This window comes from Marmoricola sp. Leaf446 (assembly GCF_001424755.1).
In the GTDB taxonomy this organism is placed as follows: Bacteria; Actinomycetota; Actinomycetes; order Propionibacteriales; family Nocardioidaceae; genus Marmoricola.
This window is the reverse complement of the sequence record NZ_LMRF01000001.1, coordinates 1,464,962-1,483,663: the sequence shown is the minus strand read 5'-3', so window position 1 is coordinate 1,483,663 and position 18,702 is coordinate 1,464,962. Positions and strand designations below refer to the sequence as shown.

The 18,702-nt window shown below is 73.7% G+C and carries 22 protein-coding genes; 8 read left to right on the top strand and 14 right to left on the bottom strand.

Features of this window, described 5'->3' with window-relative positions; genetic code table 11:
* Window positions 1-12: 12 nt before the first annotated feature.
* Both ASG49_RS07050 and ASG49_RS07045 read right to left on the bottom strand, forming a co-directional pair.
* Window positions 13-1,704, bottom strand: a complete 1,692-nt coding sequence (locus tag ASG49_RS07050) for a Mur ligase family protein (RefSeq protein ID WP_235561935.1) — start codon at window positions 1,702-1,704, stop codon at window positions 13-15.
* A 43-nt stretch (window positions 1,705-1,747) separates the two neighbouring features.
* A complete protein-coding gene (locus tag ASG49_RS07045; protein WP_056538857.1) occupies window positions 1,748-1,960 on the bottom strand; it encodes a dodecin in 213 nt (70 codons plus the stop codon).
* Window positions 1,961-2,074: 114 nt separating this feature from the next.
* On the opposite strand from ASG49_RS07045, the gene ASG49_RS07040 reads away from it, so the two are divergent.
* Window positions 2,075-2,371 (top strand): DUF3099 domain-containing protein, encoded by a 297-nt coding sequence (locus ASG49_RS07040; protein WP_056538854.1) that lies wholly within the window; start codon window positions 2,075-2,077, stop codon window positions 2,369-2,371.
* Window positions 2,368-2,583 (top strand): hypothetical protein, encoded by a 216-nt coding sequence (locus ASG49_RS07035; protein ID WP_056538851.1) that lies wholly within the window; start codon window positions 2,368-2,370, stop codon window positions 2,581-2,583. The genes ASG49_RS07040 and ASG49_RS07035 overlap by 4 nt, the downstream gene beginning before the upstream one ends.
* Window positions 2,584-2,616: 33 nt before the next feature.
* Here the strand turns inward: ASG49_RS07035 and moaA are convergent, their stop codons facing one another.
* A complete protein-coding gene (gene moaA / locus ASG49_RS07030; protein ID WP_235561934.1) occupies window positions 2,617-3,642 on the bottom strand; it encodes a GTP 3',8-cyclase MoaA in 1,026 nt (341 codons plus the stop codon).
* Between the two features lie 41 nt (window positions 3,643-3,683).
* Here moaA and ASG49_RS07025 point away from each other — a divergent pair, with 41 nt between their 5' ends.
* Window positions 3,684-4,511 carry an SURF1 family protein gene (locus tag ASG49_RS07025; protein WP_056538847.1) on the top strand — a complete coding sequence of 276 codons (828 nt, stop codon included), beginning with the start codon at window positions 3,684-3,686 and terminating at the stop codon, window positions 4,509-4,511.
* Here the strand turns inward: ASG49_RS07025 and ASG49_RS07020 are convergent.
* The 4 genes from ASG49_RS07020 to ASG49_RS07005 are packed head-to-tail and all read right to left on the bottom strand — an operon-like array spanning window position 4,452 to window position 9,611.
* A complete protein-coding gene (locus tag ASG49_RS07020) occupies window positions 4,452-5,210 on the bottom strand; it encodes an SDR family oxidoreductase (RefSeq protein WP_056538844.1) in 759 nt (252 codons plus the stop codon). The two genes, ASG49_RS07025 and ASG49_RS07020, sit on opposite strands and share 60 nt — an antisense overlap.
* 39 nt (window positions 5,211-5,249) lie before the next feature.
* Window positions 5,250-7,136 carry an ABC transporter ATP-binding protein gene (locus ASG49_RS07015; protein ID WP_056538840.1) on the bottom strand — a complete coding sequence of 629 codons (1,887 nt, stop codon included), beginning with the start codon at window positions 7,134-7,136 and terminating at the stop codon, window positions 5,250-5,252.
* Between the two features lie 28 nt (window positions 7,137-7,164).
* Window positions 7,165-7,971 (bottom strand): enoyl-CoA hydratase/isomerase family protein, encoded by an 807-nt coding sequence (locus tag ASG49_RS07010; RefSeq protein ID WP_056538836.1) that lies wholly within the window; start codon window positions 7,969-7,971, stop codon window positions 7,165-7,167.
* A gap of 41 nt (window positions 7,972-8,012) precedes the next feature.
* Window positions 8,013-9,611 (bottom strand): ABC-F family ATP-binding cassette domain-containing protein, encoded by a 1,599-nt coding sequence (locus tag ASG49_RS07005; RefSeq protein WP_056538832.1) that lies wholly within the window; start codon window positions 9,609-9,611, stop codon window positions 8,013-8,015.
* Between the two features lie 142 nt (window positions 9,612-9,753).
* On the opposite strand from ASG49_RS07005, the gene ASG49_RS07000 reads away from it, so the two are divergent.
* A complete protein-coding gene (locus ASG49_RS07000; protein WP_056538830.1) occupies window positions 9,754-10,695 on the top strand; it encodes a neutral zinc metallopeptidase in 942 nt (313 codons plus the stop codon).
* 115 nt (window positions 10,696-10,810) lie between these two features.
* Window positions 10,811-11,410: a biotin transporter BioY gene (locus tag ASG49_RS06995; protein ID WP_056538827.1), complete on the top strand. Its 600-nt coding sequence runs from the start codon at window positions 10,811-10,813 to the stop codon at window positions 11,408-11,410.
* A gap of 18 nt (window positions 11,411-11,428) precedes the next feature.
* Here ASG49_RS06995 and ASG49_RS06990 read toward each other — a convergent pair whose 3' ends face one another.
* The 3 genes from ASG49_RS06990 to ASG49_RS06980 all read right to left on the bottom strand — a co-directional run bounded on the left by ASG49_RS06990 (window position 11,429) and on the right by ASG49_RS06980 (window position 13,566).
* Window positions 11,429-11,878, bottom strand: coding sequence for a DUF6314 family protein (locus tag ASG49_RS06990; protein WP_056538824.1), 450 nt, complete (start codon window positions 11,876-11,878; stop codon window positions 11,429-11,431).
* 20 nt (window positions 11,879-11,898) lie between these two features.
* The gene (locus ASG49_RS06985; protein ID WP_056538821.1) at window positions 11,899-12,570 is read right to left on the bottom strand and encodes a hypothetical protein; all 672 of its coding nucleotides are present in this window, start codon (window positions 12,568-12,570) and stop codon (window positions 11,899-11,901) included.
* Window positions 12,571-12,645: 75 nt separating this feature from the next.
* Window positions 12,646-13,566, bottom strand: a complete 921-nt coding sequence (locus ASG49_RS06980; RefSeq protein ID WP_056538818.1) for a phosphotransferase family protein — start codon at window positions 13,564-13,566, stop codon at window positions 12,646-12,648.
* A gap of 88 nt (window positions 13,567-13,654) precedes the next feature.
* Between ASG49_RS06980 and ASG49_RS06975 the strand changes: the two genes are divergently transcribed.
* Both ASG49_RS06975 and ASG49_RS06970 read left to right on the top strand, forming a co-directional pair.
* Window positions 13,655-14,338 carry an alpha/beta hydrolase gene (locus ASG49_RS06975; protein ID WP_056538816.1) on the top strand — a complete coding sequence of 228 codons (684 nt, stop codon included), beginning with the start codon at window positions 13,655-13,657 and terminating at the stop codon, window positions 14,336-14,338.
* Between the two features lie 96 nt (window positions 14,339-14,434).
* Window positions 14,435-15,826, top strand: a complete 1,392-nt coding sequence (locus ASG49_RS06970; RefSeq protein ID WP_056538813.1) for an amino acid permease — start codon at window positions 14,435-14,437, stop codon at window positions 15,824-15,826.
* Here the strand turns inward: ASG49_RS06970 and ASG49_RS06965 are convergent.
* Window positions 15,823-16,437 carry an acVLRF1 family peptidyl-tRNA hydrolase gene (locus ASG49_RS06965; RefSeq protein ID WP_056538808.1) on the bottom strand — a complete coding sequence of 205 codons (615 nt, stop codon included), beginning with the start codon at window positions 16,435-16,437 and terminating at the stop codon, window positions 15,823-15,825. The two genes, ASG49_RS06970 and ASG49_RS06965, sit on opposite strands and share 4 nt — an antisense overlap.
* Window positions 16,434-17,132 (bottom strand): dienelactone hydrolase family protein, encoded by a 699-nt coding sequence (locus ASG49_RS06960; protein WP_056538805.1) that lies wholly within the window; start codon window positions 17,130-17,132, stop codon window positions 16,434-16,436. Before ASG49_RS06960 ends, ASG49_RS06965 begins: the two co-directional genes overlap by 4 nt.
* Before the next feature lie 19 nt (window positions 17,133-17,151).
* Here ASG49_RS06960 and ASG49_RS06955 point away from each other — a divergent pair, with 19 nt between their 5' ends.
* A complete protein-coding gene (locus tag ASG49_RS06955; RefSeq protein WP_056538801.1) occupies window positions 17,152-17,856 on the top strand; it encodes a hypothetical protein in 705 nt (234 codons plus the stop codon).
* Here ASG49_RS06955 and ASG49_RS06950 read toward each other — a convergent pair.
* A complete protein-coding gene (locus tag ASG49_RS06950; protein ID WP_056538797.1) occupies window positions 17,846-18,223 on the bottom strand; it encodes a metal-sulfur cluster assembly factor in 378 nt (125 codons plus the stop codon). The genes ASG49_RS06955 and ASG49_RS06950 overlap by 11 nt on opposite strands.
* Window positions 18,220-18,702, bottom strand: coding sequence for a Fe-S cluster assembly sulfur transfer protein SufU (sufU, locus tag ASG49_RS06945; protein WP_056538794.1), 483 nt, complete (start codon window positions 18,700-18,702; stop codon window positions 18,220-18,222). Before sufU ends, ASG49_RS06950 begins: the two co-directional genes overlap by 4 nt.

Below are 18,702 nucleotides of genomic sequence, written 5' to 3'. Positions count from 1 at the left end.
CACCAACCCGGCTCAGTCCGGCGCCGCCGCCCGTCGCACGCGCGCGGCGAGCCGCTCGGCGGAGTCGGGCGTCGCACCGAGCGAGGCGAGCCAGTCGTAGACCTCCTGGCGCTCGGCGTGGCACATCAGCCCGACCACGTCGTCGGGACCGGCTTGGGCGACGAGGGCCTGCAACGAGGCCAGCTCGGTGGGGTACGACGCGACGTCGGTGACCCCGACGCGCTCCGCGCCGGCACGCAGCAGCGCGTCCATCTCCTCGACCGTGCGACCACGGAGGTACTTCTGCTTGTGCCCGATCGCGACGACGTCGGTGTCGCGGGCGGCGATCTCGCCGAGCGCCTCGAGCAGCTCGTCGGTGCGGTCGCCGACCGCGCCCAGCCCGAGCAGCAGCCGCCCGCCCGGCGCGCGCACGCCCCGCATGATCTCGACCATGGCCTCGAGGCCGGCCTCGTTGTGGGCGAGGTCCATCACCACGCACAGGTCGCCGCGCTCGGTGGGGACGGTGAAGAAGTTCATCCGGCCGGGGTTGTGCTCGGCGTCGGGCCGGAAGGAGCGGAGCCCGGCCACGACGTGCGCGCGCCCCAGACCGGCGGCCAGACCGGCCGAGGCCGCGGCGAGGGCGTTCTCGACGTTGAAGCGGGAGAGCCCGCCCAGGGTCATCGGCACGTCGACCAGCTCGACCAGCAGGTCGGAGGAGCGGCCCTCCAGGACCGTGATCCACCCGTCTATGACGGTGGTGGCGCGACCGCCCGCACCCAGCACCTCGCGCAGCGCAGGCGAGTCGGGGTCGCGCGAGAACAGCCACGGCTGCGCCTTGGTGACGGTGCGCATCGCCAGCGTGCGCGGGTCGTCGGCGTTCAGCACGGCCCACCCGTCGCGGCGGGTGATCGAGGGCACGACGGCCTTGACCTCGGCCAGCTGGTCGACGGTGTCGATCCCCTGCAGGCCCAGGTGGTCGGCGGTCACGTTGGTGACCACCGAGACGTCGTTGCTGGTCACGCCGATGCCCTTGAGCAGGATGCCGCCGCGGGCGGTCTCGGTCACGGCGAAGTCGACCTCGGGGCGGGACAGCACCTGCCCGGCGCCCGAGGGGCCGGAGTAGTCGCCCGGCTCGACGAGGACGCCGTCGACGTACACCCCGTCGGTGCTGGACCACCCCACGTGGTGCCCGGCCTCGCGGGCGATGTGGGCGACCATGCGCGAGGTCGTGGTCTTGCCGTTGGTGCCGGTCACCGCCACGAGCGGGACGCGGGGCCTCACGGTCGTGGGGCCGGGGCCGCGCGGGGTGTCCCGCACCGCCGCGGCAGCCGCGGCGACGAGGTCGTCCAGGGAGCCGCCGCCCTCGAGGCCGTCGAGCACCGCGACCACCTGCTCCCCCAGCGCCCGCGCCCGGGCCCGGTCACGCCACGGGAAGGCCACCACGAGCCGGTCGGCGTCGGCCGTGGCCCGCACGCGTACGCCGAGCCGGGTGGTGCCCGACTCGCGCGCCACCCGCCGCACCACGGCCGTGACGACCCGGACCAGCGCCCGCTGGCGGAACCCGCTCAGCGGTGCCCCCGCGCGCACCGAGCGCAGGCCCAGCCCGGCGGCGAGCGACCGCAACTCGGTCTCGTCGGCCGCGGCCAGCGCGTGGACGTCGACGGTGAGCTTGACCGCGGCGCGGGGGAAGTAGAGGTTCGGCCCCTCGAGGACCCTCAGCTCCACCAGGGCCGAACCGGACGTGCCCTCGGCCGAGCTGCCCAACGCCTCAGTCGTCCTCGAGCCGGAAGCCGACCTTGAGACCGACCTGGAAGTGCTCGACCTGGCCGTCCTTGACGTGTCCACGGACCTGCGTCATCTCGAACCAGTCGACGTGGCGCAGCGTGCGCGCGGCCCGCTCGACGCCGTTGCGGATGGCCTGGTCGATGCCCTCGGTGGAGGTGCCGACGATCTCGGTGACTCGGTAGGTGCGGTCGGACATCGACGTCCTCCTGGGTGCGCGGTGGGGGCTCGGGGCCCCATGACGGCGCCAGTGTCGCACTGCCCCTCGCTCGGCCGACGGAGGGGCTGGGAGGCCGCCCGTACTCTGGGAGGTGTGGCAGGAACACGCAGCAACCGGCGCGGTACCGAGCCGGTCCGCATCACGACCGCACCCCAGAGCCACCGCGACGACCTCGACCGGCGGCGGCGCCGCTACATCATCTCGATGGTCGTCCGGACCCTCTGCTTCGTGGGCGCGGCGGTCGTCGGTCCGGGTTGGGTCCGCTGGGTCCTCATCTTCGGCGCGGTCTTCCTGCCCTACGTCGCGGTGATCGTGGCCAACAGCGCCGCGCCGCGCACCGACGGTGCCGACCTGGTGCAGCCCGGGCGGGGCTACAAGGAGCTCGGATGAGCTCCACGGACGAGGCCCCCGCCGAGGTCGAGGCCACCTGCTCGGCCAAGGGCTGCCAGGCTCCGGCCACCCACCAGCTGCTGTGGAACAACCCCAAGCTGCACACGCCCGACCGGCGCAAGGTCTGGCTGGCTTGCGACGAGCACCGGGGATCGCTGGGCGACTTCCTCGCCGCGCGGCAGTTCCTGCGCGACGTCGTCCCGCACGCCTGACGCGGACGGGACCGTCCCGGCCACGGGGCCGGGTCAGCCGCCGATCGCGGACATCGGACGGGTCGGCTGCAAGAAGCTGGTGTCGTCGATGCCGTGGCCGGGCCGCTTGGTGATCATCGCCAGGCGCCAGCGGTCGGCGATCTCGTCGTCGCTCGCACCGCCGCGCAGGGCCGCACGCAGGTCGGACTCCTCGCGAGCGAACAGGCAGTTGCGGACCTGGCCGTCGGCGGTGAGCCGCACCCGGTCGCAGTCGCCGCAGAACGGGCGGGTGACCGAGGCGATCACCCCGACCCGGGCCGGCCCGCCGTCGACGAGGAACGTTTCGGCCGGGGCGCTGCCGCGGTGGTCGGGGTCCGGCGTCAACGTGAAGGCGGTGGCGAGCGAGGCGAATATCTCCTCCGCGGTGACCATGCTCTCCCGCGACCAGGCGTGCTGGGCGTCCAGGGGCATCTGCTCGATGATCCGCAGCTGGTAGCCGCGCTCCAGGCACCAGGCCAGCAGCTCCGGCGCCAGGTGGTCGTTGACGCCGCGCAGCAGCACGGCGTTGATCTTGATCGGGCCGATCCCGGCCGCGTCGGCGGCCTCGAGACCGGCGACCACGTCGTGGAGGCGGTCGCGACGGGTGATCTGGGCGAAGACGTCGGCGCGAATGGTGTCGAGGCTGACGTTGACGCGGTCCAGGCCCGACGCGGCGAGGGCGGCGGCCGTGCGGGAGAGGCCGAGCGCGTTGGTGGTGAGGGACACCTCCGGGCGCGGGCGCAGCTGCGTCGTACGCCGGACGATGTCGGTCAGCCCCCGGCGCAGCAGCGGCTCACCGCCGGTGAAGCGGACCTCGCGGATGCCGAGATCCTCCACGCCGATCCGCACCAGGCGGACCACCTCGTCGTCGGTGAGGGTCTGGTCGGTCGGCATCCAGTCGAGCCCCTCGGCCGGCATGCAGTAGTTGCACCGCAGGTTGCACCGGTCGGTCAGGGACACGCGGAGGTCGGTGGCGACCCGGCCGAAGCCGTCGAGCAGGCCACCTGCCGGGGCTGGCTGGATGTCGTCGTGGGCGCTCACCCGGCCAGTCTAGGGACGGAACCCCGAACTACGCTCGTGCCGTGGGGTTCCTGCTGTCGCGTCGCTGGGTCGTGTTCGCCGTCGTGGTCGCGCTCCTGGCCTACCTGACCCTGCTGCTGGGCCAGTGGCAGTTCGGCCGGCTGGAGGACCGCAAGCAGGAGAACCGCATCGTCAGCACCAACCTGCGCGCCGCACCCGTGCCCGTCGAGGACGTGCTCTCCACCGATCGCCAGCCCCCGGCGGAGGCCGCCTGGCAGCGGGTGACCGCGCGCGGCACCTGGGACGACGAGCACACCATCGTGCTGAAGTACCAGACCCGGGAGGGCGGCGCCGGGGTCGACGTCGTCACCCCGCTGGTCACCGACGACGGCACCGCCGTGCTGGTCGACCGGGGCTGGTTGGCCACCGACAACTCGGGCCGCACCCGCCCCGACCTCCCGCCCGCGACCGCGGGGACGGTCACGGTGACCGGATACGTCCGTCAGGACGCCACCGGCGGCGCGACGCAGGTGCAGGACCTCAGCACCCGCGCGGTGTCGTCGCAGGCGGCCGCCGAGGCGGTCCCCCACCCGCTCTACCGCGGTTTCCTCGACCTCGCCGAGGAGAGCCCCGAGCCGGAGCAGCAGCTCGCCCTCACCGAGCTGCCGGACGCGGGCAGCAACGGCCCGCACTTCTTCTACGGCCTGCAGTGGTGGTTCTTCGGGGCGCTGGCCGTCTTCGGGTTCGCCTACCTGGCCTACGACGAGCTGCGCGGCCGGCGACGCGAGGGCACCCCCGCCGGGGAGGCGCGACGCCGCCCCGGCCGTGACTCAGAGCCCGCGCAGCAGGCCTCCGTCCACGGGCAGCATCGTGCCCGTGACGAAGGATGAGACGGGGCTGAGCAGGAACGCCGCCGCGGCGGCGAACTCCTCGGGACGGCCGTAGCGTCCCAGCGGGATCGAGGCCACCGCCCGGCGGCGAGCCTCTTCGGCGTTGCCCGTCGCCTCGTCGAGCTCGGTCACGCGGTCGGTCGAGATGCGTCCCGGCAGCAGGCCGTTGACCCGCACCTGGCGCGGCCCCAGCTCGCCCGCGAGCACCTTGGCCGCCATCGCCAGCCCGGGACGCAGTCCGTTGGAGACGGCGAGGCCGGCGACCGGCTCGCGCACCGACGTGGAGAGCACGAACACGATCGACCCCGGCCCGTCGACGGCCCGGGCCGTGGCGCGGGCGACCCGCAGGCCGCCGACGACGATCGACTCGAACGCCTCGGACCAGACCCGGTCCTCGGTCTCCATCACCGATCCGGGCGGCGGTCCGCCGACCGAGACCAGGGCCCCGTCGAGCCGGCCCCACCGCGACAGCGCCGCCTCGACCAGCCGGTCGGCGGTGGCGGGGTCGGCGTTGTCGGCGACGACGGCCTCGGCCCGGTCCTCCCCCAGCGCCGTGACGGCCCCGCCGAGCGAGCTCTCGCTGCGCCCGGACAGCACCACGCGCGCCCCCTCGGCCACCAGCAGCTCGGCGGAGGCCCGCCCGAGGCCGCGGGCGCCTCCGGTGACGAGGTAGACATGGTCGGTCAGCTGGAGGTCCATGCCCTCACGCTAGGGGACGCCGACCGGCCCGGGTGCGGCTCAGCCCACCGTCTGCGGGGCGGGGGCGTCCTCCTCGAACTGGGTGCGGTGCAGGTCGGCGTACAGGCCGCCAGCGGCGAGCAGCTCGCCGTGGGTGCCGCGCTGCACGATGCGGCCACCGTCGACGACGAGGATCAGGTCGGCGTTGCGGACCGTCGACAGGCGGTGGGCGATGACCAGCGAGGTGCGTCCCTCCAGCGCGGAATCGAGCGCCTGCTGCACCGCGAACTCCGACTCGGAGTCGAGGTGGGCGGTGGCCTCGTCGAGCACCACGATGGACGGCGCCTTGAGCAGCAGCCGCGCGATGGCCAGCCGCTGCCGCTCGCCGCCGGAGAGCCGGTAGCCGCGGTCGCCCACCACGGTGTCGAGCCCGTCGGGCATGGAACGCACGAGCGTGGCGATCCGGGCCGCCTCGAGGGCCGACCAGACCTGCTCGTCGGAGGCGTCGGGGCGGGCGTAGCGGAGGTTCTCGCGGATGGTGTCGTGGAACATGTGGGCGTCCTGGGTGACGTAGCCGACGGAGTCCTCCAGCGACTGCAGGGACACCTCCCGGACGTCGTGGCCACCGACCAGCACGGCCCCGCTGGTGACGTCGTAGAGCCGGGCGACGAGGTGGGTGATCGTCGTCTTGCCGGCACCGGAGGGGCCCACCAGGGCCACCATCTGGCCGGGCTCGGCCACGAAGTCGACGTGGTGCAGCACCGGCCCGTTGTCGCGGCTCTCGACCCGCGCGACGGTCTCGAGGCTGGCCAGCGACACCTCCTCGGCGGAGGGGTAGCCGAAGCCGACGTGGGAGAACTGCACCCGGCCGTGGTGCGGGTCGACCTCGACGGGGTCGTCCTTCTCGGCCACCGTCGAGGGCAGGTCGAGCACCTCGAAGACGCGGTCGAAGCTGACCAGCGCCGTCATCACGTCCACGCGCACGTTGGACAGGCCCTGCATCGGCCCGAGCAGCCGCAGCAGCAGCGTCGCGAGCGCGGTCAGGGTGCCGATGGTCAGCGCCCCGCTCACGGCCAGGGAACCGCCGATGCCGTAGACCAGCGCCGTCGCCAGCGCCGGGATCAGCATCATGAAGGCCATGAAGATGCGGGTCACGAGGGCGATCCGGATGCCGAGGTCGCGCACCACGCCGGCCTTCTCGGCGTAGCGGTCGTCCTCCTCGTCGCGGCGGCCGAACAGCTTGAGCAGCAGCGCGCCGCCGACGTTGAAGCGCTCGGTCATCATGTTGCCGAGGTCGGCGTTGCCGTCCATCTGGCGTCGGGTCAGGCCGCTGATCTGCCGACCCACCCACCGCGAGGCCAGCAGGAGCAGCGGGAACAGCGCCAGGCAGGCCAGCGTGACCTGCCAGCTCAGCGCGAACATCGTGATGCCTACGACGACGACGCTGATCGAGTTGGAGACCACGCTGGACAGCGTCGAGGTGAAGGCGCGCTGCGCCCCGACGACGTCGTTGTTGAGCCGGGAGACCAGCGCCCCGGTCTGGGTGCGGGTGAAGAAGGCGAGGCTGAGCCGCTGCACGTGGGCGAAGACCTGGGTGCGCAGGTCGAAGATCAGGCTCTCGCCGATGCGCGAGGACAGGAAGCCCGACCCCACGCCGAGCCCGGCGGACAGGATCGAGGTGACGCCCATCGCGACGGCCAGCCAGACCACGACCGAGACGTCCTGGGCCAGGACCCCGTCGTCGAGCAGGTGCTTGACGAGCAGCGGGTTGACGACCACCAGGGCGGCGTCGAGGACCACGAAGGTCAGGAACCCCGCGATCAGCGCCCGGTGGGGCAGCGCGAAACCGAGCACGCGCCGCACCGTGTCGCGGCTCAGCCGATGGTCCACCACCGACCGGTCGCGCCGGGCCGACCCGAGCATCGCCCAGGGACTCATGCCGCTCATGGGGTCTCCTTCCCGGCTGCCCGGCCGCTCAGGCCCTCGCGGTGAGGGCCCGGAACCGACGCAGCTGTGCCTGCCGCTCGCGCAGGCGCTGGTCCTCCAGACCGAGGCTGCCCGCCGACTGCAGCAGGGCCTTGGTCTCGCGGACCGCTCCCGCGTCGCTGGAGAGCAGGGCCTCGACGAGGTCGGCCGTGGTGGCCTCGAGGTCGTCGCCCGGCACCACCGCGGTGGCCAGGCCGAGGTGACGTGCCTCCTCGGCTCCCACGAACCGCGCCGTGGCGCAGATCTCCAGCGCCCGCGAGTAGCCAACCAGCTCGACCAGGGGTTTTGTTCCCGCGAGGTCCGGCACCAGGCCCAGGGCGGGCTCCTTCATGCAGAACAGCGTGTCGTCGGCCACCACCCGCAGGTCGCAGGCCAGCGCCAGCTGGAAGCCGGCGCCGATGGCGTGGCCGCGCACCTGCGCGACCGAGACGAAGCGGGGGTCGCCCAGCCAGGTGAAGCCGCGCTGGTAGGCGTCGATGGTGCCGAGCACGTGCTGGTCGTCGCCACGCATCAGGTCGTGCACCGAGTCCTCGCCGGGCACGCCGTCGGGACCGAGCAGCCGGGTGTCGATGCCGGCCGAGAAGGTCGCCCCCTCGCCACGCACCACCACCACCCGGACCTCGTCGGGCAGCGAGGCGCCGAGGTCGCCCAGGGCGTACCACTGTCCCGGGGTCTGGCTGTTGCGGCGCTGCGGCCGGTCGAGGGTGACGGTCAGCACGGCGCCGTCGAGGTCGGCCCGCAGGCCCACCCCGCTCAGCCGGTCGGTGTCGATCCACGCGGTGTCGGGAGAGGACATGGGCCCGAGGCTAGTGCGCCCCTCCGACACCCGGGCCCGGGTCAGGCCAGCGAGACCAGGTCGGCGTAGTCGGGGGTCCAGAGGTCCTCGACGCCGTCGGGCAGGATCAGCACCCGGTCGGGCTCCAGGGCGTGCACGGCGCCCTCGTCGTGGGTGATCAGCACGATCGCCCCGGCGTAGGTGCGGATCGCCGCCAGCACCTCCTCGCGGGAGGCGGGGTCGAGGTTGTTGGTCGGCTCGTCGAGCAGCAGCACGTTGGCGCTGGAGACCACCAGGATGGCCAGCGCGAGCCGGGTCTTCTCGCCGCCGGAGAGCACCCCGGCCGGCTTGGTCGCGTCGTCGCCGGAGAACAGGAACGACCCCAGCACCGAGCGCGCCTCGGTGTCGGTGAGCTGCTGCGCCGCCGACTGGAGGTTCTGCAGGACCGTCCGGTCGGTGTCGAGCGTCTCGTGCTCCTGGGCGTAGTAACCGATCTTGAGGCCGTGCCCGGGCACCACGCCGCCGGTGTCGGACTGGTCGACGCCGGCCAGGATCCGCATCAGGGTGGTCTTGCCTGCGCCGTTGAGGCCGAGCACCACCACGCGGCTCCCCCGGTCGACCGCGAGGTCGACGTCGGTGAACACCTCCAACGAGCCGTAGCTCTTCGACAGCTCCTTGGCCGTGAGCGGCGTCTTGCCGCAGGGGGCGGGCTCCGGGAACTTGATCTTGGCCACGCGGTCGGCCTGTCGCTCGCCCTCGACCCCGGCCATCAGCTTCTCGGCGCGCTTGAGCATCGACTGCGCCGCCTGGGCCTTGGTGGCCTTGGCGCGCATCTTGTTGGCCTGGTCGGTGAGCGTCTTGGCCTTGCTCTCGGCGTTGGTGCGCTCGCGCTTGCGGCGCTTCTCGTCGGTCTCGCGCTGGGCGAGGTAGGCCTTCCAGCCGATGTTGTAGACGTCGATGACGGCCCGGTTGGCGTCGAGGTGCAGCACCTTGTTGACGCACGCCTCGAGCAGCCCGACGTCGTGCGAGATCACCACGAGGCCGCCCTTGTGGTTGCGGAGGTAGTCGCGCAGCCACACGATCGAGTCGGCGTCGAGGTGGTTGGTGGGCTCGTCGAGCAGCAGCGTCTCGGCCCCGGAGAACAGGATGCGGGCGAGCTCGACGCGGCGGCGCTGGCCACCGGACAGGGTCCGCAGCGGCTGGTCCATCAGCCGGTCGGCGATGCCGATCGAGGAGGCGATCTGGGCCGCCTCGGCCTCGGCGGAGTAGCCGCCGGCCGCGTGCAGGGCGGCGTCGGCCTTCTCGTAGCGGCGCATCGCCCGGTCGCGGGTGGTCGGGTCGTCGCTGCCCATGTCGGCCTCGGCGTCGCGGAGGCGGCGTACGACCTCGTCCAGGCCGCGGGCGGAGAGGATCCGGTCGCGCGCGATCACCTCGGGGTCGCCGGTGCGGGGGTCCTGGGGCAGGTAGCCGATGGTGCCGGAGTTGGTGACGGTGCCGCCGGCCGGCAGCGCCTCCCCCGCCAGGATCTTGGTCATCGTGGTCTTGCCGGCGCCGTTGCGGCCCACCAGCCCGACGCGGTCGCCGGCACCGATGCGGAAGTTGAAGTCGCTCATGAGCAGGCGCGCGCCGGCGCGCACCTCGAGCTGGGAGACAGTGATCACGACAGGCCTTCGTCGGGGGTGGCCACCGTGCTGGGCTCCCCGGGACGGGGTACTCACGGTGGATCGCGGGCCGCAGCCGGGCTGCGACACGACCGACCCGCGGGCCCTAGTCTACGAGCCACCCCGACCGAGCGGAGCACCCATGCGCTTCAACCCCAAGGCCCGCATCGACCAGAGCCAGGTGGAGGTACGCCGCGGCGGTGGCGGCGGGGGCTTCGGGGGCGGCGGGAGCCGGCTGCCCATCCCCACGGGCGGCAAGGGCGGGCTCGGCATCGGCGGCATCATCGTGATCGTGCTGTTCATCGTGCTCAGCCAGTGCGTCGGCGGCGGTGGCGGGCTGGGTGGTGGGCCGGGTGGCGGTGGCACCACGTCGGGGGCCGGTGACCAGCAGGCGTCCAACGAGTGCCGGACCGGGGCCGACGCCAACTCCTCCGACGCGTGCGCCATCGACCTGTTCACCACCTCGGTGCAGGACTACTGGGACCAGGCCTACCCCGACCAGACCGGCGAGGCCTACCAGCCGATCAGGACGGTGCGCTTCGAGGGCTCGACGCAGTCCGGCTGCGGCCAGGCGAGCTCGGAGATGGGGCCCTTCTACTGCCCCAACGACCAGCAGGTCTACCTCGACACCACGTTCTTCGACGACATGCTCCGCGGCCAGCTCGGGGCCCAGGGCGGGCCGTTCGCGATCGGCTACGTCATCGCCCACGAGTACGGCCACCACGTCGAGGACCTCCAGGGCGACCTCGGCCGGATCCGCACCCAGCAGGGCGCCCAGAGCGACGCCGTCCGGGTGGAGCTCAAGGCCGACTGCCTGGCCGGGATGTGGGCCCGCAGCGCGACCCGGACCCAGGACCAGGACGGGCAGACGATCATCTCCGACCTGACCCAGGACGACATCACGCGCGCCATCGACGCGGCCGAGGCGGTCGGCGACGACCGGATCCAGCAGCGGTCCGGGGGCAGGGTCGACACCGACTCCTTCACCCACGGCTCGGCGGCCCAGCGGGTGAAGTGGTTCAACATCGGCCTCGAGCAGGGCTCGCTGGAGGCCTGCGACACCTTCGCCGCACGGCGGCTGTGACGCGCCTCTCGCACGGGACCCGTCGGTAGCACCGTCCGGTAGGACGTCGCCGCGGCTGCGGACCGTCGCGTTCTGGTAGAGATAGCCGCACCGCACGCCCGTCACGGAGGTCCCCATGTCCAGCTCCGCCCTGTCCGCCCCGCTGCACCAGCGCCGTCCGCTGGTCCTGGCCGACGTCGTCCCCGGTGCGCTCGCCCGCGACATCGCCCTGGTCCTCGGCGGTGCCGCGCTGACCGGGCTGGCCGCCCAGGTCGCCATCCCGGTCGCGGGCTCGCCCGTCCCGGTGACGGGCCAGACGTTCGCGGCCCTCGGCGTCGGTGCGGCGCTCGGCTGGCAGCGCGGCGCGCTCGCCCTGCTCGTCTACCTGCTCGCCGGCATGGCCGGGATGCCGTGGTACGCCGACGGCGGCTCCGGCGTGGTGGCGCCCTCCCTCGGCTACGTGATCGGCTTCGTGCTCGCGGCCGGCGTGGTCGGCCTGCTCGCCAGCCGCGGCGGCGACCGCTCGCCCGGTCGCACCATCGCCACGATGGTCCTCGGCAACGCCGTCGTCTACGCGGTCGGTCTGCCCTACCTCGCCGCCTCGCTCGGCATCGGTCTCGGCGAGGCCTTCGACATCGGCATGAAGAACTACCTGCTCGGCGACGGCCTCAAGATCCTGCTCGCCGCCGGCTGCCTGCCCGTCGCCTGGCGCCTGGTGGACAAGCTGCACCGCTGAGGGTCCCCCTCGCCCGCGTCACGGCTGCGGCCCGCTCGTCCCCTCGGGGGCGGCGGGCCGCAGCCGCGTCCGCATGAGGTAGTCCTTCGCCGGCCCGGTCACCTCCCACGTCACCGACCACGAGTCCGGCGACCCGGTGACGAGCCCGCGGTAGGTGTCGGGCCGGCAGTCGTGGACGACCTGCACACCGGTCCGCCAGGGGTGGAAGTCGCGTCCGTCCTCGAACAGGACCCACCACCCCGCGTCGCGGCGTACGACGCGCAGCGTGCGTCGCACCGCCACCTCGCCGCCGGGTCGCTGCCAGGTGGCCCGCTCCTCCCACCGCAGCCGGTCAGGGGCCTCCTCGACCAGCTCGAGCCGGCCCGTCACCACCCCGCCCAGGTCGCCGCGGCGGTCCTCGATGGTGCGCTCCAGCACCCAGCCGCCGAGCAGCCGCCGCGGGTCGGCCAGGGGGTGCGCAGCGCTCACCGCGCCAGCCTAGGTCGGGCCTAGCCCTCCGCTGACGCGCTGGGGTCGGCCTTCGCGGCCGCGTCGATGCTCTCGAGGTCGCTGGGCGAGTAGCAGGCCCGGGTCAGGGCGCGGAAGTACGGCGCGAACCCCTCGCCCACGCGCCCGACCACCTTCCGGTAGGTGTCCATCGACCGTTCCTGCGCGGCCCGGTCGTCGGAGTCGATGCCGGTGAGCAGCCCGTCGACCCGCTTCCCGGAGCCGGTGAACCGCTGTTGCCCGGCCCGCAGCTCGCGGGTGCAGGCGGCGGGCAGGTCCCGCCCGGCCATCCGGCCCAGTGTCGCCGCCACCGCGTCGAGGTCGCGGACGAAGGGGTCCAGCAGCCCGTGCCAGCACCGGCGCCACGCGGCGTAGCCCTGCTGCTCGCCCATCCGTCCGCAGCGGCCCATCCGCTCCGGGGCCGTGGTGGCCGCGCCCGAGCGCTGCGCCGCGGCGACCACCGCGTTGACGGCGTCGGAGTCGGCCTCCACGAAGTACGTCGCCCCCGCCTGCTGCGTCCCCTCCGCCGCCTCGGTGGTCGCGGACTCCGAGGGCGCGGACGCGGACGGCTCGTCGTCCGCGCCGGCCCGGCCGTCCCCGCCCCCGCACCCGGCGAGGGCCAGGGTCAGCACGAGGAGGAGCAGGACCGCGGGTGGTGCCGGCGTACGGCGCATGACTCGCACTGTCCGCCCGCCCCCCGTGGGGGTCAACGCACGCCCTGACGCGGAGCAGACCAGTCGGTCAGGGGCTCACGGCAGCAGCGCCTCGAGCTGCGGGAACTGCCGCTCGACCGCACGCAGGTAGGGCGCCACGGCCGGGTGGCGGAACTTGCCGGCGAGCGCCCCCTCGCCCTTGGCGGCCTGGGCCAGCGCCCACTCGGCCCGGCACAGCACGGAGTACGCCGCGTGCACCTGCGCCGCGCGCGCCACGGCCTCGGCGTCGGGCGCGTGCCCCGGCTCGGACGCGACCCCGGCGAGGAACGCCTCGAGCAGCACCCCGAACTCCTCGCGGCTCGACAGCGACCAGTAGCCGAGGTCGGCGCCGACCGGCCCCACGCCCAGGCACTGCCAGTCCACGGCCACGACCGCGCCGCCGCGACCGGTGGTGAGGAAGTTCGACGGCACCGCGTCGCCGTGGACGCGCCCCTGGGGGCCCTCGTCGAGCCGGGCCAGCCAGTGACCGCGCCGCTCCCACAGCAGGCTGGTGACGTCGGCCAGCGTGGTGCGCGCCAGGGTGCGCCACCCGCCCCGGGCCTCCACCAGCTCGAGCCGCCGCCGCAGCTGGTCGCGGGCGGCCCACGGCGGGGCGTCGTACGCCGCCGCGGCGAAGCTGCCGAGAGCGCGCGCGACGTGGAGCCCGGTGGGTGGCTCCCCCACCGACTCCGGGCTCCACAGCGTCACGCCCTCGTCGTCCTCCTCCACCGGGCCGTCCCCCGCGCGCACCAGCCCGGGGCCGTCACCGAAGCCGGTCAGCGCGGCGTCGGCCTCCCGGCGCCAGTAGCCGGGGTGGGCGGGGTCGAGCGCGAGGTGCGAGCCCGGCTCGTCGTACGCCGGGGGGCGCAGCCGCTTGACGACCCAGCTCCGACCGCCCGACCGGGCGCGCCACACGCCGGCGCTCGCCGGGCCGGCCGCGCCGGGCAGCACCTCCCACGAGGGGTCCGGCTCCCACACGTCCGTCATCCTGGCAGCAGCCCCCCGCGATCGCCGTCGACCCGCCGGTCGACGAGCACCCTCCCCGTCGTACGCCCAGGAGGCCCACGTGCCGCAGCCCCGCCTCGTCCCCGTCCGCGCGCCGCGCCGTCCCGAGGGCGTCGTGCTGGTGCTGCACGGGGGTGCCGCCCGCCGCGACCGGGCCGAGGTCAGCCCGGCCCAGCTGTCGGTGCTGCGGATGGTGCCGGTGGCACGTCGCATCGCCCGGGTCGGTCGGGCCGGTGGCGGCCGCGGGCTGGCCGTCTACCGGGTGCTCAACTCCACCCGCGGCTGGGACACCGGCCACACCCCGGTCGACGACGCGCTGTGGGCGCTCGAGGAGGTGGCCCGGCGCCACGGAGAGCTGCCCGCGTGCCTGGTGGGCCACTCGCTGGGCGGCCGGGCGGCCCTGCTGGCGGGGTCCGCTGCCCCGGTCGTGGGGGTGGCCGCGCTGAACGCCTGGATCGCGCCTGCCGACCACGCCACCCTCGCCGGTCGCCGAGTGCTGATGGTGCACGGCACCGCCGACCGCGTCGCCGACCCCCGCCGGGCGCGACGGCTCGGGCAGGAGGTGGCGGGCACCGCGGCCTCGTTCGGCTGGCTGGACGTGCAGGACGGCAAGCACGCCATGCTGCGAAGGGGCTCGGTCTTCGAGCGCGCCGCTGCCGACTTCGCGGTGGCGACGCTGCTGGACCGCGCCGTCGGCGAACCCGTCGCGGGACTGCTCGAGGGTGTGGCCTCGCTCACCGTCTAACTGCTCGCGGCCCTCGCTCGCCGCGGTCCAGCCGTGCCATGCTGGCAAGCGGTCGAGCCTGCTCGGGTGCGGCCACCCGGCCGTGAGGATCGTTTGATGTCTGCTCCCGCTCAGCTGCAGAAGGGCCTCAAGCAGCGACACCTGACCATGATCGCGATCGGCGGCGTGATCGGCGCCGGGCTGTTCGTGGGGTCCGGCTCGGTCATCAAGACCACCGGGCCCGGGGCGTTCCTGTCCTACCTGCTGACCGGCCTGCTGATCATCCTGGTGATGCGCATGCTCGGCGAGATGGCGACGGCCAACCCGTCCACGGGCTCCTTCGCCGACTACTCGCGGCGGGCGCTGGGCGGCTGGGCGGGCTTCTCGGTGGCCTGGCTGTACTGGTACTTCTGGGTCATCGTCGTCGGCTTCGAGGCCGTCGCCGGGGCGGGCATCCTCACCTTCTGGTTCGACGCCCCGCTGTGGCTGCTGTCGCTCGGCCTGATGCTGCTGATGACCGCCACCAACCTGGTCTCGGTCGGCTCCTACGGCGAGTTCGAGTACTGGTTCGCCGGCATCAAGGTGGTCGCGATCGTCGCGTTCCTGGTGCTGGGCACGCTGTTCGTCGTCGGCCTGTGGCCCGACAAGGACTTCGACGTCAGCCTGATGACCAGCCAGGACGGCTTCCTGCCGCTCGGGGTCGGCGCGGTCTTCTCGAGCATCGTCGTGGTGGTCTTCTCGATGGTGGGCGCCGAGATCGCCACCGTCGCCGCCGCGGAGTCCGACGACCCCGAGCGTGCGATCGCCAAGGCCACGCAGTCGGTGATCCTGCGCGTCGCGACCTTCTTCGTGGGCTCCGCAGTGCTCCTCGTGCTGATCGTCCCCTGGAAGGAGAACGAGCCGGAGGTCTCCCCCTTCGTGCTCGCCTTCGGCCGGATGGGCATCCCGTACGCCGACCACATCATGAACGCCGTCGTGCTGACCGCCGTGCTGTCCTGCCTCAACTCCGGGCTCTACACCGCCTCCCGGATGCTGTTCGTGCTCGCCGAGCGCCGCGAGGCACCGGCCCGCCTCGTCGCGCTGAGCTCCCGGGGCGTCCCGGTGTGGGCGATCCTGTTCTCCACGGTCATCGGCTTCCTGAGCGTGATCGCGGCCTACGTCTCCCCCGACACCGTCTTCCTGTTCCTGCTCAACTCCTCCGGCGCGGTGATCCTCTTCGTCTACCTGCTGATCGCGCTCTCGCAGCTGGTGCTCCGACGTCGTACGCCGGACGACCAGCTGGTGGTCAGGATGTGGCTGTTCCCCGGGCTGACCCTCGTCGCCATCGTCGGGATCCTGGCGATCCTGGTGCAGATGGGGCTCACCAAGGACACCCGCTCGCAGCTGCTCCTCAGCCTGCTGTCCTTCGCGGTCGTGGTCGTGCTCTACCTCGTCACCCGGGCCCGCGGCGGCTCGGTCTCGCCCGACGAGCTCAGCGAGCAGCCCGCCTCGACGGGGGGTCGGCGCTAGGCGTTGCGGACCGCGACCCGGACCGCCTGCGCGTCCCGGACCGCCTGCTCGAGCACGCCCCGACGCGGGTCGGGGACCGCCAGCCACGGTCCGACGACGCTCGCACCGGCCAGGCGGCGGTCGGCGAGCACGGCCTCGACGGCGTCCCGGTCGCCGCCGGTCACGAGCAGCCGGACGCCGTCCAGCACCCGGGCCGCGTGGTCGGCCGCCGCGTCGTACGCCGCCCGGGCCTGGTTGTCGCGGCGGCGGGCGAACCGCTGCTGGCTCTGCCCGCCCGCCTTGGTGCGGCCCTGGACGTGACGCTGCCCGGTCTTGGAGCCGACCAGTCGGCCACCGGCCAGGTGCGCGACCGCGAAGCCACCCTTGCGCACCAGCAGCACCCCCCAGGCCGGGGGCGCCACCACGGCGTCGACCAGGGCGTCGGCGGCCGCGGGGCCGGCGTACGCCAGGTCGAAGGGCAGCCGGGCGACGAAGTCCGAGCCGTCGGTCGCGGTGCCGCGCAGCGCCCCGCCGTCGACGACGAGGGACGTGGCGCCGTGGCGCGCGACGAAGTTCTCGGTCCAGCGGACCAGGCGCTCGGCCGGCACGAGGACCTCGCCGCCGGGACTCACGCGGTGGGCAGCTGCTCGGCCAGGAAGGCCACGGTGTGCTCCCAGGCCGCCGACGACGCCTCTGCGTGGTGCAGCGGCAGGTCGGGGTTGTCGAAGGCGTGGTCGGCGCCCTCGTAGGTCTCGACGCGGGTGGCGGGCTGGGCCCGCGGCGCGTCGAGCATGGCCTGCCGGGCGTCGCCCGCGATGTAGGCGTCGGCGAGCCCGAGGTGGTGCAGCGACGGGCACGTCACCTGGGGCGCCAGCCCGAGGAGCTGCGGGATCGCGGAGCCGTAGTAGGCCACCAGGGCGTCGGGCTGCTCGAGGGCGGCGAGGTGGAAGCCCAGGCCGCCGCCGAAGCAGAAGCCCACGACGCCGGTGCCTGCGTCCACCTCGGGACGACCACGCAGGTCCGCGAGAGCGCTGGCCGCGTCACCCACGGCGGCGTCCCAGTCGACCCGGCCCATCAGCGCCAGCCCCTCGTCCATCGCCTGCGGCCCCTCCTCGACGCGGCTGACCCCGAGCCGCCAGTAGATCTCGGGGGCGAGCACGACGTAGCCGAGGTCGGCCAGGTCCTGGGCGCGGGACTGCACGTAGCGGCTGATGCCGAAGATCTCCTGGAGCAGGAGCAGCCCCGGGCCCGTCCCGCCCTCGGGCAGCCAGAGGTGGGCGGGCAGCTGGCCGTCGGGCGTCTCGACGTACGTCGTGGAGCGGGTCATGGGTGCCAAACTAGCCCGCATGCCAGCCCAGGTCCGTGCGCTCGTCCTCGCGGCTGCCCTCGCGGCGCTGGGGCTGACCGGGGGCTGTCTCTCCGAGCCCGAGCCCGAGGGCCCGCGCGTCGACCCGGACGGGTTCTCGCTGCTGACCGAGGCCGGCGTCGACCACATCAAGGAGACCGGCCGGATGAGGTTCGACCTGCGTGACCTCCGCGTCACCCGCCAGGAGGTCGGCGTCGAGCCCGGGCGCCTGGGTCCGCAGGTCGGCTCGCCGCGCGGCCGGCTCCTCGAGCTCGAGCTGCTGGGCCCCCGCGGCACCGAGCGGGCGCGGACCTCGACGGTCCTGCCGTTCTTCAACAGCAGCCGTGGCCGGATGACCTCGGTGACCTGGTTCGAGTCCTACGACACCCGCGCCGAGGGCGACGCGGCCCTGACCCGTGCGGTGGCGCACTGGGGCCTGCCGGACAACACGGTCGCGAACTGGCAGGGGGGCGTCGACCTGGCCACCAGCGGGCCCTTCGCCGACCCCGACAGCACCCACCGCACCAGCTTCGGGACCGGGCTCGCGCGCTCCGGGCTGGTCGGTGAGATCACCGCGCGGACCACGCCGGAGAGCGAGGGCGAGACCCTGCAGTACTCCGTCTACCTGGAGCGGGAGTACTACACCGACGCCTACCTCGACGGCCTGCGCCGCCAGCGGGAGACGGGCGAGCGCGTCAGACGTTGAAGCCGAGCGCCCGCAGCTGCTCGCGGCCGTCCTCGGTGATCTTGTCGGGGCCCCACGGCGGCATCCAGACCCAGTTGATCGTCACGTCGGTGACCAGGCCCTCGAGCGCCTGGTTGGTCTGGTCCTGGATGACGTCGGTGAGCGGGCAGGCCGCGGACGTCAGCGTCATGTCGAGCACGGCGGCCGACGCGTCGTCGATGTGGACGTCGTAGACCAGGCCCAGGTCGACGACGTTGATCCCCAGCTCGGGGTCGACGACGTCCTTCATCGCCTCGACGACGTCCTCACGGTTCACCGTGGCGGTGCCGGTGGCACCGGTGCCGGAGGCCTCGGGCACGTCGGGCAGGTCGCTGTGGTCGGCGGTCATCGGTTCTCCTCGGGGGTCGTGGTGGACGCGGTCCCGGCCAGGATGGTCGAGGTGGCGTCCTTGAAGGCCATCCAGCCCAGCAACGCGCACTTGACGCGGGCCGGGAACTTGGAGACGCCGGCGAAGGCGATGCCGTCCTCCAGCACCTCCTCGTCGGGCTCGATCGTGCCGCGCGACTGCATCAGCTCCAGGAAGGCCTGGTGCTTGCGCAGCGCCTCGTCGACCTGCTGGCCGATGACGAGGTCGGCCATGACCGACGCCGCCGCCTGGCTGATCGAGCAGCCCTCGGCGTCGTAGGACACGTCGGAGACGGTCTCGTGGCCGGGCTCGCCGTCGAGGTGCACCCGCAGCGTGATCTCGTCGCCGCACGTCGGGTTGACGTGGTGGACCTCGGACTCGAAGGGGTCCCGCAGGCCCGCGTGGTGCGGGTTGCGGTAGTGGTCCAGGATGATCTCCTGGTAGAGGCTGTCGAGGTCCAC

Excerpts from the sequence above, each read along its gene's own strand:
- ASG49_RS06955 (WP_056538801.1), top strand. The coding sequence starts at position 17,152 with ATGCCAGCCCAGGTCCGTGCGCTCGTCCTCGCGGCTGCCCTCGCGGCG.
- ASG49_RS06985 (WP_056538821.1), bottom strand. The coding sequence starts at position 12,570 with ATGCGCCGTACGCCGGCACCACCCGCGGTCCTGCTCCTCCTCGTGCTG.
- ASG49_RS06950 (WP_056538797.1), bottom strand. The coding sequence starts at position 18,223 with ATGACCGCCGACCACAGCGACCTGCCCGACGTGCCCGAGGCCTCCGGC.
- ASG49_RS07015 (WP_056538840.1), bottom strand. The coding sequence starts at position 7,136 with ATGAGCGGCATGAGTCCCTGGGCGATGCTCGGGTCGGCCCGGCGCGAC.
- ASG49_RS06960 (WP_056538805.1), bottom strand. The coding sequence starts at position 17,132 with ATGACCCGCTCCACGACGTACGTCGAGACGCCCGACGGCCAGCTGCCC.
- ASG49_RS07045 (WP_056538857.1), bottom strand. The coding sequence starts at position 1,960 with ATGTCCGACCGCACCTACCGAGTCACCGAGATCGTCGGCACCTCCACC.
- ASG49_RS07000 (WP_056538830.1), top strand. The coding sequence starts at position 9,754 with ATGCGCTTCAACCCCAAGGCCCGCATCGACCAGAGCCAGGTGGAGGTA.
- ASG49_RS07020 (WP_056538844.1), bottom strand. The coding sequence starts at position 5,210 with ATGGACCTCCAGCTGACCGACCATGTCTACCTCGTCACCGGAGGCGCC.
- ASG49_RS06970 (WP_056538813.1), top strand. The coding sequence starts at position 14,435 with ATGTCTGCTCCCGCTCAGCTGCAGAAGGGCCTCAAGCAGCGACACCTG.
- ASG49_RS06995 (WP_056538827.1), top strand. The coding sequence starts at position 10,811 with ATGTCCAGCTCCGCCCTGTCCGCCCCGCTGCACCAGCGCCGTCCGCTG.
- ASG49_RS07010 (WP_056538836.1), bottom strand. The coding sequence starts at position 7,971 with ATGTCCTCTCCCGACACCGCGTGGATCGACACCGACCGGCTGAGCGGG.
- ASG49_RS07035 (WP_056538851.1), top strand. The coding sequence starts at position 2,368 with ATGAGCTCCACGGACGAGGCCCCCGCCGAGGTCGAGGCCACCTGCTCG.